The organism is Streptomyces sp. NBC_01465, from assembly GCF_036227325.1.
Taxonomy (GTDB): Bacteria; Actinomycetota; Actinomycetes; order Streptomycetales; family Streptomycetaceae; genus Streptomyces.
The window spans coordinates 3933473-3948310 of sequence record NZ_CP109467.1 but is presented as its reverse complement, the minus strand read 5'-3'; the positions used below and the strand labels follow the sequence as shown (position 1 = coordinate 3948310).

The window sequence follows — 14838 nt, the reverse complement described above, 5'->3', positions numbered from 1 at the left end:
ATGTTGTACGGACTCGTGGCCACAGCCGCCGCGCTCTTCCTCGCCGCCCTGCTCACCGAGCTCCTGCGGGCGGCCGCCGTGCGCACCGGGGTGCTCGACCGCCCCGGAGGCCACAAGGGTCACACCCGGCCCACCCCGCACTTCGGCGGCGTCGCGGTCGTCGCGGCCACGCTGACGGTCGCGGCCATCGGCCCCTGGGACGTGCCCGTTCCGCTGCTCGGGGCGGCCGTGGCCGTGGCCGTGCTCGGCCTGGTGGACGACCTCCGGCCGCTGGGCGCGCGGGTGCGGGTGATCGTGGAGACGGGGGCCGCGGCCGTCGTCGTGTACGACGCCGGGCTCTCGCTCCTCACCGGTGCGCTGGCCGTCGGCTGGATCGTCTTCGTCACCAACGCCTTCAATCTGCTGGACAATTCGGACGGCGCGATGGGCGCGGTCGGCGCCGTCACCGCCCTGGGGCTGGCGCCCTGTGCGCTCTACGAGGACCGGCCCGGCCTCGCGGTGCTCCTCTGTCTGCTGGCTGCCGCACTCGGTGGATTCCTGGTCCACAACTGGCATCCGGCGCGGATCTTCCTCGGCGACTGCGGTTCGCTCTTCACCGGCTTCGTGCTGGCGTCGGCCGCCGTCGCCGTGCACGCGGGCTCCACTCCGGCGCAGGCCGCGGGCGGGCTGCTGACCCTCACGCTGGTCGTCACCGCCGACACCGCGCTGGTCGTCGCCTCCCGCCGCCGCGCGGGCCGCCCGCTGCTGCACGGCGGCACCGACCACATCGCCCACCGGCTCCGCAGACTCGGACTCACCGCACAGGGCGCCGCGGTGGCGCTGGGGCTCGCGGCGGCGGCCGCGACGGGGGCCGGGATCCTGATCCACCGCGGCTGGCTGCCCCCTTCGGCGGCGCTGGTGTTCGCGGTCGCCGCGCTGCTGGCCGTCGTACGGCTGCTGAAGGTGCGGGTGTACGGCACGGTGCGGGCGACCGCCCGGACGCGTACGGCCGCCGTAGAGGCTGCGCAGGTACAGGCGTGACCCTGACCACCGTCCCCTGCGCGGGCGTCCCCGTGGCCGCGACCACCCCCGAACTCGCCTGCGCGGCGCTGGTCGCGATGGCGGTACGCGGCGAGGGCGCCGACGTACACCTCTGCAACGCCTACACGCTGGCCCTCGCCGACCGGGACCGCGCCCTGCACACCCTGCTGCGGGCCTCGACGCTGAACCTCCCCGACGGCCAGGGCGTGGTGTGGGCCAACCGCGTTGTGCATCGGGGCGGCAGGCTGAAACCGGCCGGGGGTCCGGGGGTTGTCCCCCGGGAAGGCACAGCACTCCCGCGGATGCGCGTGTACGGCCCCGACCTCTTCCTCGACGTCTTCCGCGAGGGCCAGGCGGCGCAGGTCCGCCACTACCTCTTGGGCTCGACGCCAGAGGTGCTGTCACGCCTCGCCGCCGAGCTCCGCACGCGCTTCCCGCACGCACAGATCGTCGGCATCGAGTCGCCGCCGTTCCGCGAACTCACCGACGCCGAGCGCGCGTCGCAGCTCGACCGTATCCGCTCCTCAGGCGCCCAGATCGTCTGGCTCGGCCTCGGCACCCCCAAGCAGGACCACGAGGCCGCCCGCCTCGCCGCCGCCCACCCCGCCGTGTACGTCGCGGTCGGCGCGGCCTTCGACTTCATCTCCGGCAACAAACCCCAGGCACCGCTGTGGATGCAGCACCACGGCCTCGAATGGCTCTTCCGGCTCTGCAGCGAACCGCGCCGCCTCTGGCGCCGGGTGCTGTGGGGCCACCCCAGGTTCGTCTGGGCCGTCTGCAAAGGGACACGAAAGGGGTACAGATGACACTTCTGCACCGAGCGCGCAAGGCCGTACGGAGCGCGGGCATCGATGTAAGTCGCCACCGCACACCGGGTGTTGAGCTCGTCAAGCTGATGAAGCGGTTCGAGATCGACCTCGTCCTCGACGTCGGCGCGCACACCGGCGGCTACGGCACGATGCTCCGCCAGGCGGGCTTCCGCGGCCGCATCGTCTCCTTCGAGCCCCTCAGCCGCCCCCGCGCGGAGCTCCGCCACGTCTCGGCGGCCGACCCGGACTGGACGGTCCTGCCGTACGCACTCGGCGAGGTCACCGGCACCGCGACCATGAACGTCGCCGGCAACGGCGGCGCCAGCAGCTCCCTCCTCGCCATGCTGCCCCGCCACCGCGCCGCCGCCCCCCACGCCGCGTACACCGGCGCCCAGCCCGCCGACATGCGGCGCCTCGACGAGATCTGGGAGCAGATCGTCGCGCCCGGCGAACGGGTCTTCCTCAAGATGGACGTGCAGGGCTACGAGGGCCGGGTCCTCGGCGGCGCCGGCGAGCGCGCGGCCGAGTGCGCGGGCATCCAGACCGAGACGTCCTTCGTACCGCTCTACGAGGACGGACTGCTCTTCAACGACGCACTCGCCCTGGCCCAGGGCGAGTTGGGCATGACCCTGATGTCGGTCGTCCCCGGCTTCACCGACCCGCGCCACGGCCAGATGCTCCAGTGCGACCTCGTCCTCTTCCGCGAGGATCGCGAGGACCGTGCCGCCCGCGAGGAAGCCCTCCCCGCCGCCAGGTCGGCCCGGTGAAGCGCGCCGTCGTCGTCCAGCAGTACGTCCCCGGCTACCGCGTCGCCTTCTACCAGCACCTCGCCCGCGAACTCGCCTCCCGGGACATCGAGTTGACGGTCGCCCACGGCCGCCCCTGGGGCAAGGACGTCCGCCGCGCGGACGCCTGCGCCCTCGCCGGTACGGTCCAGCTGCCCCAGTGCACCCTGAGCCTCGCCGGCCGCCACCTCGTCTGGCGCTCCCTGGGCCGCGTCACCCGCGACTGCGACGCGCTGATCCTCGGCCAGTCGCTGCACAGCCTGGAGAACTACCGCGCGCTCCTGGGCGCCGGAGGCCCGCCCGTCGGCCTCTGGGGCCACGGGACCACGTACACCCGCACCCCCTCCGCCCCCCTGCGCGCTGCGAAGCGCGCGCTGACGCTCCGGGCCCGCTGGTTCTTCGCGTACACGGAGAAGGGTGCCCGCCAGGTCATCGGCGACGGGTTCCCGGAGCAGCGGGTCACGGTCGTACGCAACACGGTCGACACCCGCGCCCTGGAGGCGGCCGGAGCCCGCGTCGCACCGTCCGAACTCGCCGCCCTCCGCGCCGAGTTCGGCCTCACCCCCGGCCGCAGCGCCCTCTACATCGGCGGCCTCGACGCCGCCAAGCGCATCCCCTTCCTCCTCGCCGCCGCCGCGCGCACCGGCGAGCTGCTCCCCGGCTTCCGGCTCCTGGTGGCGGGCGACGGCGCCCATCGCCACCTGGTGGAGGAGGCGGCGCAGGCGGGGGCTCCCGTCGCGTACGTCGGCACCGCGTCCGACGAGCGCAAGGCCCGTCTCGGCGCGGTCACCGACGTGCTCCTGGTCCCCGGCGCGGTGGGCCTCGCCGCCGTCGACTCCTTCGCCCTGCACAGCCCCCTGGTCACCACCCCGGATGCCGCGCACGGCCCCGAGTTCGAGTACCTCCAGCACGGGCGCAATGCCCTGGTGGTCGACGGCGACGCGGACGCGTACGGTGCCGCCGTCGCCCAGCTCCTCACCCGGCCCGTCCTCCTCGGCAATCTGCGCAGCGCCTGCCGGGTGGACGCGCAGCTCTTCACGGTCGAGGACATGGCGCGACGGTTCGCGGACGGCGTGGAGGGGCTGATCGGATGAATCTGTCACGCGGATGTCCGACCCGGGGACCTGCGCACTGATTGTCTGACTGGTGATCAGGTCATGGTGATGTTGCCGCCCGGCCCATTCCGTGCCAGGCGACTCTCGTCCACCAGGCAGGAGACCGCGCAGATGCCGTCCCCCTTTACCCGTACGGTCCACCGGGCCGCGGCCACCACCGCCGTCGCGCTCCTCGCGACCGGTGCGGCCACCGCGACCGCCGCGGCGGACAGCACGTATCCGCCGCATGTGTCGCCCACCCCCGTGGTGCCCACCGAGCGCCCGACGCCCGAGAAGCCGGGCCTCGCCAAGACCGGTTCCAAGGACTACACGCTGCCGCTCTCACTCGGCGCCGCCGGCCTGGTCATGGCCGGAACCATCGTGATCTACCGTGCTCGCCGCACCCGGCGCGACGGTGGCTCGGAGTCGTAGCGGGCGCCGCCTGCTGTGGGTGGGCGGTGCACTGGTCATGGCGGGCTGCTGGTCCTGGCTGCTGGTGAGCGCACTGCTCGCCCGCGGTGAACTGGCGTCCGCCGAGGCCGAGTTCAAGACAGTACGTACAGCCCTGCGCACGGGCGACCCGGCCGCCGCCGAACAGGCGGTGGACCGGGCGGCCGCCGACGCGGCCCGCGCCCACCGGCTCACCACGGGCCCGCTGTGGTGGCCGGTCACCCGGATCCCCAAGGCCGGGGCCCCGCTCCTCGTCCTCAGGGAGACGGCGTCCATCGCGGACTCCCTGACGCGCGACGCCGTCGTCCCGGGGATCAGCACTTTCCGTACGCTCAAGGCGGCCGGCCCCGAGGGCGCGCGCAACGCCGCCCCCATGCTCCTGCGCGCCGAGGCCGCCGCCCGCCGCGCCCACGCCCGCGCGGAAGCCCTCCCCGCCGAGACCTGGTCCAGTACGGCCGACAACGCCAGGACCCGCCTCGACACCCTGCTCAGCCCGCTGCCCCGAGCGCTGGGGGCAGCGGCCACGGCGGCCCGGTTCGCGCCGGACCTCGGGGGGATGCACGCGGGCCCCCGCCGCTATCTCGCCGTCTTCCAGAGCGGCGCCGAATCGCGCGGCAGCGGCGGACTGCCGGGGGCGTTCGCGCTGATCAGGATGGACAAGGGCCGGCCGCACTTCGACCGCTTCGTCTCCAACACGGAGATCGACGGCATCAAGGCCGACCCTGCGACCGTACGGGCGCTCGGCCGCGACTACCACGCCCGCTACGACCGCTTCGGCACGACCGAGTTGGTCGGCAACAGTGGGATGAGCCCCGACTTCCCTTCCGTCGCCCGGATCTGGGCCGGGATGTGGCGCAGTTACGCGGGCCAGCAGGTCGACGGCGTGATCGCGCTCGACCCGCAGGTCCTCGCCTCGGTGCTCGCCGTCACCGGACCCGCCCAACTCCCGGACGGCGAACGCCTCGACGCACGCAACGCGGTCGCGCTCACCCAGCGCACCGCCTACGCCCGCTACACCTCGACGCCCGCCCGCAAACGCTTCTTCCTGGACGTCGGGCGCGCGGCCGCGGCCCGGATCACCGCCCACGAGAAGTCCCTCCTGACCCCGGCCGGGATCGACGCGCTGGCCTCGTCGGTCGACGGCCGTCGGCTGCTGCTCTGGAGCGCGCACCCGCAGATGCAGCGGGAACTGGAGCGGCTGGGCGCTGCGGGTTCGGTGCCTTCGGGCCCGGGACCGTACGCCGGCGCGGTGGTCAACAACGCTGCCGCCGGGAAGCTCGACTACTACCTGGACCGCTCCCTGACCTGGCACGGCGGCCCCACGGGCCAGGACGGCCGCCGCCCCGTCGACGTCACGGTCACGCTGACCAACCGGGCGCCGCGCGCGGGCCTGCCGCCGTACGTCACCTACCGGGGCGACACCCACGGTCCCCGGTCGCGGCCGGGCGACAACCGGGTGCTGCTCTCGTACTACGCGACGCACGGCGCCCGGCTGGAGAGCGCGACGCTGGACGGGCGGCCGGTCGGGATCGAGACGTCCGTCGAGCGCGGTCACCCCGTCTACACCGTGGATGTGGAACTGGCCGCGGGCCGCGACCGGGTGCTCACGCTCGGGCTGAGCGAGCCGGGGGTCGGGGCGCCCGAGGTGCTGGAGCAGCCGTTGGTGCGGCCGTCGCGAGTGACGGTCACGACGAACTGAGGGCGGCGAAGGACTCCCAGGGGTCGGCGGGTGCTGCGGGGAGCGGGAGGTGGTCGCCGAGCATGTGGAGGAGCGCCTGGGTCTCGGTGAGGTGGGTGCGGGCCCAGGTGTTCAGGGCGCTTGCCCTGGAGATGAGGTGGGAGGGGTCCTCGGCGAGGAGCTCCCGTACCTGCGCTGCCGCCTCGCGGGGGGTGTTCACGAGGTAGAGGCCGTGGTCCGGGCCCGGGAGCCAGTCGAGGCCCGGCTGGCGCGAGGTGACGTGGACGCGGCCCGCGCACAGGGCGATGGGGAGGCGGTCGGAGAAGTAGCCGGGGTGGGAGCGGTAGCGGTCCCAGCCGACGGTGATGAGGGAACGCTGCATGACGTTGAGCTGGTCGTTGAAGGGGACGGGGCCGCGGGCGCGGGGGCCGCGCCAGCCTTTGCCGTAGACGGCGAGACGGTCGGCGGCGACGCGGGTCAACTCGCTGATGAGTACGGCGCGTTGACGGTCGTCGGGGATCAGCTCGACACCGAAGTACGTGAGGCGCTTGCCGACCATGGTGATGGCGTCGGTGGGGTCCGCCGGGGTGGCGTCGAGGAAGTGCAGGGGCGCTACGTGCGGTACGTAGCGGACGGGGCGTTTGCAGGCCCTTCGCAGGAGCGCCGCCTGCGCGCCCATCGCCACGCTGAACACCTCGTCCGCGCACCGCATCCAGGCCAGGTTGCGCTCGCGGAGCGGCTTGGTGATGCCGCCCCAGGCGTCGCCCTCCCAGACGACGAGGGGCGGGGTGCCCGCCGCCCAGAGCCAGTCGAGGATCTCGCGGCGGGTCCAGGCGTAGGCCTGGGGCGACTGGACGAAGAGGAGGTCGGGCTGTTCGTGCTGGGGCAGGCGGTCCCCGGCGGCGGGGACGACGCACTCGTACCGGATCAGGCCCTGGTCGGCGAGGGCCGTGAAGGCGCGGGCGAAGCGGGTGTACGGGCCGGCGGGGGCGGTCTCGTTGCTGATGTGCAGGACGAGGGGGGCGTCGCTCATCGGGGGAGTGCTCCTGGTGTTCGTACGGGGTTGGGCGGGCCGGCGCGGAACCAGCGGATGTAGGCGTCGGCGACGTCGGTCATGGAGAAGTCGCGGCGGGTGCGGGCGCGGCCCGCCGAGCCCAAGTCGGCGCGCATGGTGGGGTGTTGGGCGAGGCTGAGCATCGCTTCGGCGATGTGCTTTGGGCGGTCGATGTCGACGAGGAGCCCCGCGTCCCCGACGACCCACGGCACCGCGCCGCTGCGGTGTCCGGCGACGACCGGGATGCCCATGCCCATGGCCTCGGCGCAGATCATGGAGAAGGACTCCACGCGGGACGGGTGGATGAGGGCGTGCGCCTCGGCGGCGAGGCGGTTCAGCATGTCGGCGTGGGGGACCTGGCCTGCGAACTCGACGTTGGTGGCGAGGTTGTGGGTGGTGGCCCAGGTGTGGGCGGGGCCGTCGGGGCCGTGGCCTGCGCCGAGCATCAGCAGGCGGGCGTGCGGGAGTCGGTTGCGTACGAGGGCGAAGGCTCGGAGTGCTGCGGTGGTGTTCTTGAGGCGGCCCCAGCCCTGGGAGGCGGTGGCGAAGACCGGGGTGTTGCCTGCGGGGGGTGCGGTGGTGGTGGGGAGGTGGTCGGTGCGGACCGCGTTGGGGATGACTTCGATGGGGCGGCGGGCTGCGAGGCAGCGCCTCAAGTGGGTTGCTGTGTAGGGGCTGTTGGCGCTGACCGCTGTTGCCTTGTGGACTGCGGGGAGCGCCATGGAGTGGCGCAGCCAGCGGTAGGCGGAGCGCATCTCCCAGGCGTAGCGGAGGGGCGTGTCGCGGGCCGTGACGTAGGCGGGGAGGCCGGAGGCGATCGCGGCGAGCGCGAACTCGTAGGTCCAGTGGGCGCTGATGAGGTCGGCGGGGTGGGCGCGCATGGCCTCGGTGAGGGCGTGGCGTTCGGCGCGGAAGAGGTCGAGGGCGCGGTCGCGGGCGCGCGGGCGCTGGGGGGCGATGGTGAGGCGTACGCCGTCGCCCTCGTGGAGCTGGGGCTCGGTGATCTCGCTGCTGAGCGCGTACACGGTGACGCGATGCCCCTGCTCGCGCCAGGTCCGGGCCAGCCAGCCGGTGGAGGGGCCGCTGTGGACCGGGGGGAGCGGGGAGGCGAAGTACGGGGCGAGGGGGGCCAGATCGACGGGGCCTGCGAGGCCGATGTGCACGGGGCGGCGCCCTTCAGGGGTGGGCGGTGGAGTACGGGGCCGGGTGGACGGGACCTTGGAGGCCGACATGTACGGGGCGGTGTCCCTCAGGGATGCGGTGGGGGTGCACGTGGGGAGGTGAAGCGCGGCGCCAGGGCGACCGGGTCTGCGAGGCCGATGTGCATGCGGCGGTGTCCTTCAGGGGCGGGGTGCGAGTGCGGGCGGGGCCGTCGTGGCTGCCGGCGTGGGCGTGCGCTTGAGGAGGCCCAGGCCGGCCGCCGCGCGGTACGCGGGGAGGCGGTCGCGCAGGAGCAGGCCCGCCAGGAGTACCGGTGCCATGGCCAGGAGCGCGCCCGGGAGCGAGTGGTTCGCGCCTCCGCCCCAGAGTCCGGCCGCCGTCAGCGCGGTGCCTGCTGCTCCGTGTGCCAGGTGGGCGCGGAGTACTGCGGCGGCGTCCAGCGTGTGCTGCCGGTGCCAGGAGAGCAGCTGCACCCCGTGGCCTGCGGCCAGGCCTGCCGAGGCTGCCGTCGTGATCAGTACGGGGTCGGGGTGGCGGGCCGCCAGCGCCAGGGCGGCCGCCGTGGTGGCGATGAGGACGAGCTGGGTGCGGACCAGGTCTCTGCGGGCGCCGCGCGCCAGGTCCAGGGAGCAGCCTGCCGCGTAGAGGAGTTGGAGCGCGGCGCACAGGGCGAGCGCCGGGACCAGGGCGGCCGCGTCCTGCCAGCCCGGGCCGAGCAGCAGGCTCAGCAGGGCGGGTCCGGCCCCGGCCAGTGCGCCGAAGGCGAGCAGGCCTGCGGAGGCCGCGCAGAGGAGGTACTGGGCGGGGCGGGCCAGGGGGCGGTTCTCCTCCTGGTGCTGGGCGAAGACCGGGACGGCGGCCTGGTTGAGGCCTCGTACGACGAAGTTGAGCGGTACGTCGCAGAGCAGCTGGGCCCGCGAGTAGAGACCTGCCGCGGCGGGGCCGAGCACGAGGCCCGCCGTCCACAGCGGGGCGCTGCCCGCCGCCGAACGCAGCAGGGCGAAGCCGCTGAGGAAGCCGGAGAGGCCGACGAGCGAGGACGCCGCGGGTTTCTCGCCCGCCGGGAGCGGGAGGCGGTGGGCGGGCAGCGCGGCGAACAGGAGGGTGGCGAGCGCGGCGACCGGTGCGGACAGGGCGAGGGCCAGGGGGGAGCCGGAGCGCAGCAGGCAGGCCGCCGATGCCGCGCAGCCCACCACCTGTCCGGCGAGCTCCGCGCCCACCGCGTACCGGTGGTCGCCGGCCCGGCGCAACGCGGACAGGAGCACGCTGCCCGCCGGGAGTACGAGGTATTGCAGGCCCAACAGGCGGAGGGTGTCCGTCAGTTGGGGCATGTTCCAGAGGTCGGATCCGAGCGGGGCCAGCGCCATCAGCAGCAGGCAGCACGCCGTCCCCGTCGCCAGGCCCAGCCCGAGCGTGGCCCTGAGCAGCGCCCGCGTCAGGCGTTCGGCCCGCAGGACGCAGGTGGCGAGCCCCGCCGTGGCGAACAGGCCGAGCAGCTGGGCCAGGGTGAGGGCGATCGCGTACTGGCCGAAGTCGCCGTGTGCCGCCGTGCGCGCAGTCCAGGCGGTGTAGCCGAGTTGGAGGACGACGGAGGCGGCGGCCCCGCCGTAGTTCCACCCCAGGGCTGCGGCGGCCCGGCGGGCGGTGGTCACGAAGGGCCGAAAGGGGCGAAGGGGGCCGGGGTGAGCAGGAAGTTCTGGTGGCGGCGGGGCGGGGTGAAGCCCGGGTCCACCAACACGGGTCCGCCGGGGGCGAGATGGTGGACATACGTGTAGCCGTACGGTGCTGCCGCCGCGCGCAGCCGGTCCAGTGCGGGCCGGTCGAGGCACTCGGCGATGACCGTGGGCCGGTGGGTGCGGAGGGTGCGGGCCATGCCCTGCAGCACCTCGGGCTCCAGCCCCTCGACGTCGATCTTCACCAGGTCGATGGGGCGGTCGCCGACGGCGTCGTCCGCCGTGGTGACCTCCACGTCGAACGCGTGCTGCCCCTGCGTCGAGGCGCGCAGCGAGGCGGTGGTGATGCGCTCGGGGACGGCGAGGCGCGCCCGCCCCGGGGTGTCGGAGAGGGCCTTGGCGACGACGCTGACCCGGGGGCCGTACCCGTTGACGTCGAGATTGCGGTGCAGCAGGCGGGCCGCCGCAGGGTTGGGCTCGACGGCGACCGCGTGCAGGGCGGGGTTGGCGCGGCAGGCGAGCAGCGTGTAGAGGCCGGCGAAGGCGCCTGCGTCCAGGAAACCCCTTGCCCTGCCTGCCAGTTGGTAGAAGAGCGGGTGAGTGGCCTCCTCCCATTCGCGCAGATCGGTCCAGACGACGGGCCCGGCCAGGACGTCTTCGGCCCCGCAGTGGTAGCGGAACTCGCTGCGGTCGGGGGCGTGCAGGGTCCAGACCCCGCTGGGCCGCAGATGCTGCCAGATCCGCTCGGGGAGCCAGCCGCTGGTGGTCCCGGCGCGTACGGCGCGCTGCACGGTGCGGGAGCGCATCGTCAGGTCGCGGGCGGCGCGCAGCAGGTTCTTGGCGGTCATACGCGGGCTCCGGTGGTGTGGGGTGCGGGTGCTTCTGCGGCGGCGAGGGTGCGCCAGGGTTCGGCGGCCGTCGGGGTCAGGCCGAGGGAGGGGCCGAGCATGTGGCGCAGGGCGTTCTCGTTGGTGAGGCGGTCGCGGACCCAGTCGTGTGCGGCGAGGCCGGCGCGATGCAGCAGGGCGGGGTCCCAGGACAGCAACTCCCGTACGCGGTCGGCGACTTCGGAGGGGGTCTCGACCTGGTGTAGGCCTGCCTCCGGGCCCGGCAGCCAGGGGGCGTCGAGGACGCGGGAGGTGATGTGGACGCGGCCCGCGTACAGGCTGATCGGGAGACGGTTGGAGCAGAAACCGGCGTAGCGGCGGAAGTGGTCCCAGTTGACGGAGAGGCGCGCGGTGCGGATGGTGCGCACCTGGTGCTCGAAGGGGAGCGGGCCGTGCGCGCCGGGGCCGCGCCAGCCCGCGCCGTGCACCGCCGTGCGTACGCCGGGGAGCCGTCGTACGGCGGTGATCGCGCGGCGGCGGTCGAGGGCGTCGTCGATCCGCTCCAGGAGCCCGAAGCGGACGTAGGAGCCGCCGATGTGCACGGCGTCGTACGCGGCCGATTCCAGCGGCGGCACGGGCTCGTCCGTACGGAGGCGGTCCGGGACCGTCTGCGGGATGTAGCGGACCGGGGCCGAGGTGTGGCGGGCGAAGAGCGTTGCCTGCTCGCCCGTCGCGACGCTGAACACCGCGTCGCAGTGCGCCAGCCAGGCGGCCGTCGCGGGCGGCAGCGGCTTGCGGCCGCCCCAGGCGTCGCCCTCCCACAGCACGGTGTACGGCGACCCGGCCGCCCGCACGAGCGCGGCCACGTCCTGCGGCGTCCAGGGGAAGGCGCCCGGCGACTGGACCAGGAGCACGGTGGGGCGAGTGGCCGCGGCGATCCGGGTGAGATCGCGCAGCGCGTGCTCGCGGCCCTGGTGGAGCAGGGCGAGCGGGACGGCGGGGACGTGGTGCAGGGCGCCTTGCGCGGCGAGGGATGCGAAAGCCGGGCCGAAGCTGAGGTGGGGGCCTTCGGTGCGGTCGTTGCTGAGGTGGAGGACGGTCGGGGTCACCGGACGGGCCTGCCTTCAGGGGCGACGGGCGCGGGCAGCGTGCGCGCCTCCGGGACCTTCGCCGCCAGCTCCGCGTCCGTCATGATGCGGGCGAGTTCCGGGGTGAGGACGGTGGGGCGCCAGTCCAGTTCGCGGGCCGCCTTCGCCGGGTCGCCGATCAGGTCGGGGACCTCGGAGGGCCTCAAGTACCGCTCGTCGAACCGGACATGGCGTTCCCAGTCCAGGCCCGCGTGCTCGAAGCAGAAGGTGAGGAAGTCGCGGACGCTGTAACTGGTGCCGGTGGCGACCACGTAGTCGTCGGGCGTGGAGGTCTGGAGCATGCGCCACATGGCGTCCACGTACTCGGGCGCGTACCCCCAGTCGCGGCGGGCCTCCAGATTGCCCAGGTGCAGCAGCTCCTGCTCGCCGCGGGCGATGCGGGCGGCCGCGCGGGCGATCTTGCGGGTCACGAAGGTCTCGCCGCGGCGGGGGGACTCGTGGTTGAAGAGGATGCCGTTGACGGCGTGAATGCCGTACGCCTCGCGGTAGTTGCGGGTGATCCAGTACGCGTAGAGCTTGGCGGCGGCGTACGGGGAGCGCGGGTGGAAGGGGGTGTTCTCGTCCTGGGGCGGGGCGGTCGTGCCGTACATCTCGGAGCTGGAAGCCTGGTAGAAGCGGCACGGGAGGCCGGTCATCCGGATCGCTTCGAGGAGGCGGGTGGTGCCCAACCCCGTGGTGGTGCCGGTGAATTCGGGCTCGTCGAAGGAGACGCGGACGTGCGACTGGGCGGCCAGGTGGTAGACCTCGTCGGGCTGGATGCGCTCCAGGAGCGTGGCGATGCGGGAGCCGTCGGCGAGGTCTCCGTAGTGGAGGTGCAGGCGCGTGTCGGGCTCGTGCGGGTCCTGGTAGAGGTGGTCGATCCGGGTCGTGGAGAAGGTGGAGGAGCGGCGGATCAGGCCGTGTACGAGGTAGCCCTTGGCGAGCAGGAGCTCAGCGAGGTACGAGCCGTCCTGGCCGGTGATGCCGGTGATCAGTGCGGTTTTGCGGGACATGGCAGCTCTCCGGGTCCGAGGTGCGTTCGGGGCGGGTGCAGGCGATGAACAGGCCAAGCAGCAGGGCCTGTTCGGGGTAGCTGGGGTCGGCGGCGCAGAAGACCAGCTGGCCGCAGAGGAGCGCGCGCAGCGGCAGCCCCCGGGCCAGGTCGGGGGAGAGGCGGGGCGCGGACCGCCACAGCAGGGCGTAGAGCAGCAGGAACGCGGCGAGGCCCACGAGGCCGATGCGGAGCGTCAGCTGGAGGTAGTAGTTGTGCGGCGAGACGGTGATCAGCACGCCGCCCGCCAGCCGTGCGTACCCGCTGCCGAAGGGCAGTCCGAGCAGCCAGTCGGCGCCGTCCCTGGCCTGGCCGAGCAGCGCGGACCAGCCGCTCAGCCGCCAGTCGAGGGTGTGCGCGTCCTCGCCGGAGGCGACCAGACTGCTGGTGACGTGACCGCCCGAACCCAGCGCGAGGGCCCCGGCGCAGACGGAGGCGAGCACGGTCGCGTACAGCAGCCGGAGCGGTCGCGAGAGGCCGCCGGCGCGGCGGGTGAGCAGCAGTACGGCGAGCATGGCGGCGGTCGCGACCCAGGCGGTGCGGTGCTGCATGAGCACGACGACCAGGAGCAGCGGCCAGGCGAGGGGGCGGGCGCGGCGGCCGAGGGTGCCGTACAGGAGCAGTACGGCGGCCTGCCCGATCAGCAGCGCCTCGGGGGCGCCCATGGGGCGGGCGTCCTGGAGCTCGCCGTCGATGAGGACGGTGCCGGAACTGGCGCCGATCCCCGCCTGCGCCCACCACATGACGGCCAGCGCGGCGAGCGCGAAGGCGCAGGCGACCCACACGCGGGCGAGTTGGCGCAGGGCGGCGCGCGGGTCGGGGAGCGTGGCGGTGAACAGGGCCGCGCACAGCACCTGCAGAAAGGCGGTGCGCGCCTCGTTGCCCGCATGCGGTACGCCGAAGACCGCGGCCCCGCGCAGCACCGACCCCGCGGTGAGCGCGAGCAGGGCCAGGAGGGCGAGGAGCGCGGGGTGGGTACGGGGCCGGTGGCGCAGCCAGTTGAGGAGGGTCGCGCCGAGCAGCACGAGGGTCAGTACGTCGGTGGTCATCAGCCCGATGGGACCGTCGACGAGGGCGGCGGAGTGGGTACGCCCGGTCTCCTGCAACTGGGCGGCGGCAAAGAGCGCGATCCCGCTGCCGGGCCACCGGTACACGCACCCGGTGAGCGCGCAGAGGGCGAGCAGGGCGGTGGCGGCGAGGAGGAGGTTGGTCGCGGTCACGGGGTCACCGCCGCCTGAGGCACCGCGGCGCCCCCGGTCACCGGCCCACCGCCGCCCGTGCCGCCGTCTTCACGTACGGCGAGACCATCAGCACCGGCGCCCGCACCCCCGCGTGCCGCGCGCAGTACACCCACCACTGGCGGGGCGGCAGTTCGCGCTGCGACGTGACCCGGCGCAGCGCCTCGCGCACCCCGATGCCCGGTTCGCGGGAGCCCGTCAGGGGCGGGTTGCGGTCGCAGGAGCCGACGTGGCGGGGGGCGACATACGCGGGGATGCCGGCCCGGCGGGCGCGGTAGCCGTGGTCGTAGTCGCCCATGCCGTGGCGGAAGACTTTGTCGATGTCGCCGATGCGGTCGCGCACCGAGCGCGGGACCAGGACGACGTTCCCGTTGTACGTGTCGCAGGGCTCGGGCCGTCCGCTCGGTTCGACCAGGGCCATCGCGCGGCCGGCGCGGCCCGAGTACGTGGTGACCGACGAGCCGTGGGCCCGGGTCGCGCCCACGATCACCGCGTCCTCGCCGACCGCGGCCGCCGCGCCGAGCAGCACCGCGAGGGCGTCCTCGTCGAGCACCACGTCGTCGTTGAGCCAGAGCTGGTGGTCCCAGTGCGGGGAGCCCGACATCCGGCTGTTACGGCTGGCCAGGCGCATCCCGTGCCCCCAGTAGACGTGCGGGCCGACCTCCATCACGTCGACACCGGGGTGCGCCGCGCGCACCGCCCGCGCCGTGCCGTCGCCGCTGCCCGCGTCGACGAGATGGGTGCGTACGACCGCGGGGGTGTCGCGCTGCGCGGCGAGCGCGTCGAGCGCGGACAGGGTCTTCTCGCGCCGGTTGTGGCTGGTCATCAGCACGGCGATCTGGGGTGGCTCCACGGGGGACTCCTCGGCTCG

The 14838-nt window shown here is 74.1% G+C and carries 14 protein-coding genes; 6 read left to right on the top strand and 8 right to left on the bottom strand.

Annotation, left to right across the window (positions count from 1 at the left end):
• The first annotated feature begins 15 nt into the window (after positions 1-15).
• The 6 genes from OG707_RS18580 to OG707_RS18555 all read left to right on the top strand — a co-directional run bounded on the left by OG707_RS18580 (position 16) and on the right by OG707_RS18555 (position 5857).
• On the top strand, positions 16-1020 hold the full coding sequence (locus tag OG707_RS18580; protein WP_329119667.1) for an MraY family glycosyltransferase: 1005 nt from the start codon (positions 16-18) through the stop codon (positions 1018-1020).
• On the top strand, positions 1017-1826 hold the full coding sequence (locus OG707_RS18575; RefSeq protein WP_329119665.1) for a WecB/TagA/CpsF family glycosyltransferase: 810 nt from the start codon (positions 1017-1019) through the stop codon (positions 1824-1826). The genes OG707_RS18580 and OG707_RS18575 overlap by 4 nt, the downstream gene beginning before the upstream one ends.
• Positions 1823-2596 carry an FkbM family methyltransferase gene (locus OG707_RS18570; protein ID WP_329119662.1) on the top strand — a complete coding sequence of 258 codons (774 nt, stop codon included), beginning with the start codon at positions 1823-1825 and terminating at the stop codon, positions 2594-2596. The genes OG707_RS18575 and OG707_RS18570 overlap by 4 nt, the downstream gene beginning before the upstream one ends.
• Positions 2593-3708 carry a glycosyltransferase family 4 protein gene (locus OG707_RS18565; RefSeq protein ID WP_329119660.1) on the top strand — a complete coding sequence of 372 codons (1116 nt, stop codon included), beginning with the start codon at positions 2593-2595 and terminating at the stop codon, positions 3706-3708. Before OG707_RS18570 ends, OG707_RS18565 begins: the two co-directional genes overlap by 4 nt.
• Before the next feature lie 132 nt (positions 3709-3840).
• The gene (locus OG707_RS18560; protein WP_329119658.1) at positions 3841-4140 is read left to right on the top strand and encodes an LPXTG cell wall anchor domain-containing protein; all 300 of its coding nucleotides are present in this window, start codon (positions 3841-3843) and stop codon (positions 4138-4140) included.
• Complete coding sequence (locus OG707_RS18555; RefSeq protein ID WP_329119656.1) at positions 4100-5857, top strand: DUF4012 domain-containing protein; 1758 nt, start codon at positions 4100-4102, stop codon at positions 5855-5857. The genes OG707_RS18560 and OG707_RS18555 overlap by 41 nt, the downstream gene beginning before the upstream one ends.
• On the opposite strand, the gene OG707_RS18550 is transcribed toward OG707_RS18555, so the two are convergent.
• From OG707_RS18550 to OG707_RS18515, 8 genes are all read right to left on the bottom strand, one after another.
• Complete coding sequence (locus OG707_RS18550; RefSeq protein ID WP_329119654.1) at positions 5844-6869, bottom strand: glycosyltransferase family protein; 1026 nt, start codon at positions 6867-6869, stop codon at positions 5844-5846. The two genes, OG707_RS18555 and OG707_RS18550, sit on opposite strands and share 14 nt — an antisense overlap.
• Positions 6866-8122, bottom strand: a complete 1257-nt coding sequence (locus tag OG707_RS18545) for a glycosyltransferase family 4 protein (protein ID WP_329119652.1) — start codon at positions 8120-8122, stop codon at positions 6866-6868. The genes OG707_RS18550 and OG707_RS18545 overlap by 4 nt, the downstream gene beginning before the upstream one ends.
• A 108-nt stretch (positions 8123-8230) precedes the next feature.
• Entirely contained in the window at positions 8231-9703 is a 1473-nt protein-coding gene (locus OG707_RS18540; protein WP_329119650.1) for an oligosaccharide flippase family protein, read from the bottom strand.
• The gene (locus OG707_RS18535) at positions 9700-10572 is read right to left on the bottom strand and encodes an FkbM family methyltransferase (protein WP_329119648.1); all 873 of its coding nucleotides are present in this window, start codon (positions 10570-10572) and stop codon (positions 9700-9702) included. The genes OG707_RS18540 and OG707_RS18535 overlap by 4 nt, the downstream gene beginning before the upstream one ends.
• Positions 10569-11660, bottom strand: coding sequence for a glycosyltransferase family protein (locus OG707_RS18530; protein WP_329119646.1), 1092 nt, complete (start codon positions 11658-11660; stop codon positions 10569-10571). Before OG707_RS18530 ends, OG707_RS18535 begins: the two co-directional genes overlap by 4 nt.
• Complete coding sequence (gene gmd / locus OG707_RS18525; RefSeq protein WP_329119644.1) at positions 11657-12691, bottom strand: GDP-mannose 4,6-dehydratase; 1035 nt, start codon at positions 12689-12691, stop codon at positions 11657-11659. Before gmd ends, OG707_RS18530 begins: the two co-directional genes overlap by 4 nt.
• Entirely contained in the window at positions 12630-13949 is a 1320-nt protein-coding gene (locus OG707_RS18520) for an O-antigen ligase family protein (protein WP_329119642.1), read from the bottom strand. Before OG707_RS18520 ends, gmd begins: the two co-directional genes overlap by 62 nt.
• Positions 13950-13986: 37 nt before the next feature.
• Positions 13987-14820: a glycosyltransferase family 2 protein gene (locus OG707_RS18515; protein WP_329119641.1), complete on the bottom strand. Its 834-nt coding sequence runs from the start codon at positions 14818-14820 to the stop codon at positions 13987-13989.
• Positions 14821-14838 lie beyond the last annotated feature (18 nt).

What these genes read in the sequence shown, in the direction of transcription:
- OG707_RS18570 (WP_329119662.1), top strand. Translation starts at nt 1,823, where the DNA reads ATGACACTTCTGCACCGAGCGCGCAAGGCCGTACGGAGCGCGGGCATC.
- OG707_RS18560 (WP_329119658.1), top strand. Translation starts at nt 3,841, where the DNA reads ATGCCGTCCCCCTTTACCCGTACGGTCCACCGGGCCGCGGCCACCACC.
- OG707_RS18550 (WP_329119654.1), bottom strand. Translation starts at nt 6,869, where the DNA reads ATGAGCGACGCCCCCCTCGTCCTGCACATCAGCAACGAGACCGCCCCC.
- OG707_RS18545 (WP_329119652.1), bottom strand. Translation starts at nt 8,122, where the DNA reads ATGTCGGCCTCCAAGGTCCCGTCCACCCGGCCCCGTACTCCACCGCCC.
- OG707_RS18535 (WP_329119648.1), bottom strand. Translation starts at nt 10,572, where the DNA reads ATGACCGCCAAGAACCTGCTGCGCGCCGCCCGCGACCTGACGATGCGC.
- gmd (WP_329119644.1), bottom strand. Translation starts at nt 12,691, where the DNA reads ATGTCCCGCAAAACCGCACTGATCACCGGCATCACCGGCCAGGACGGC.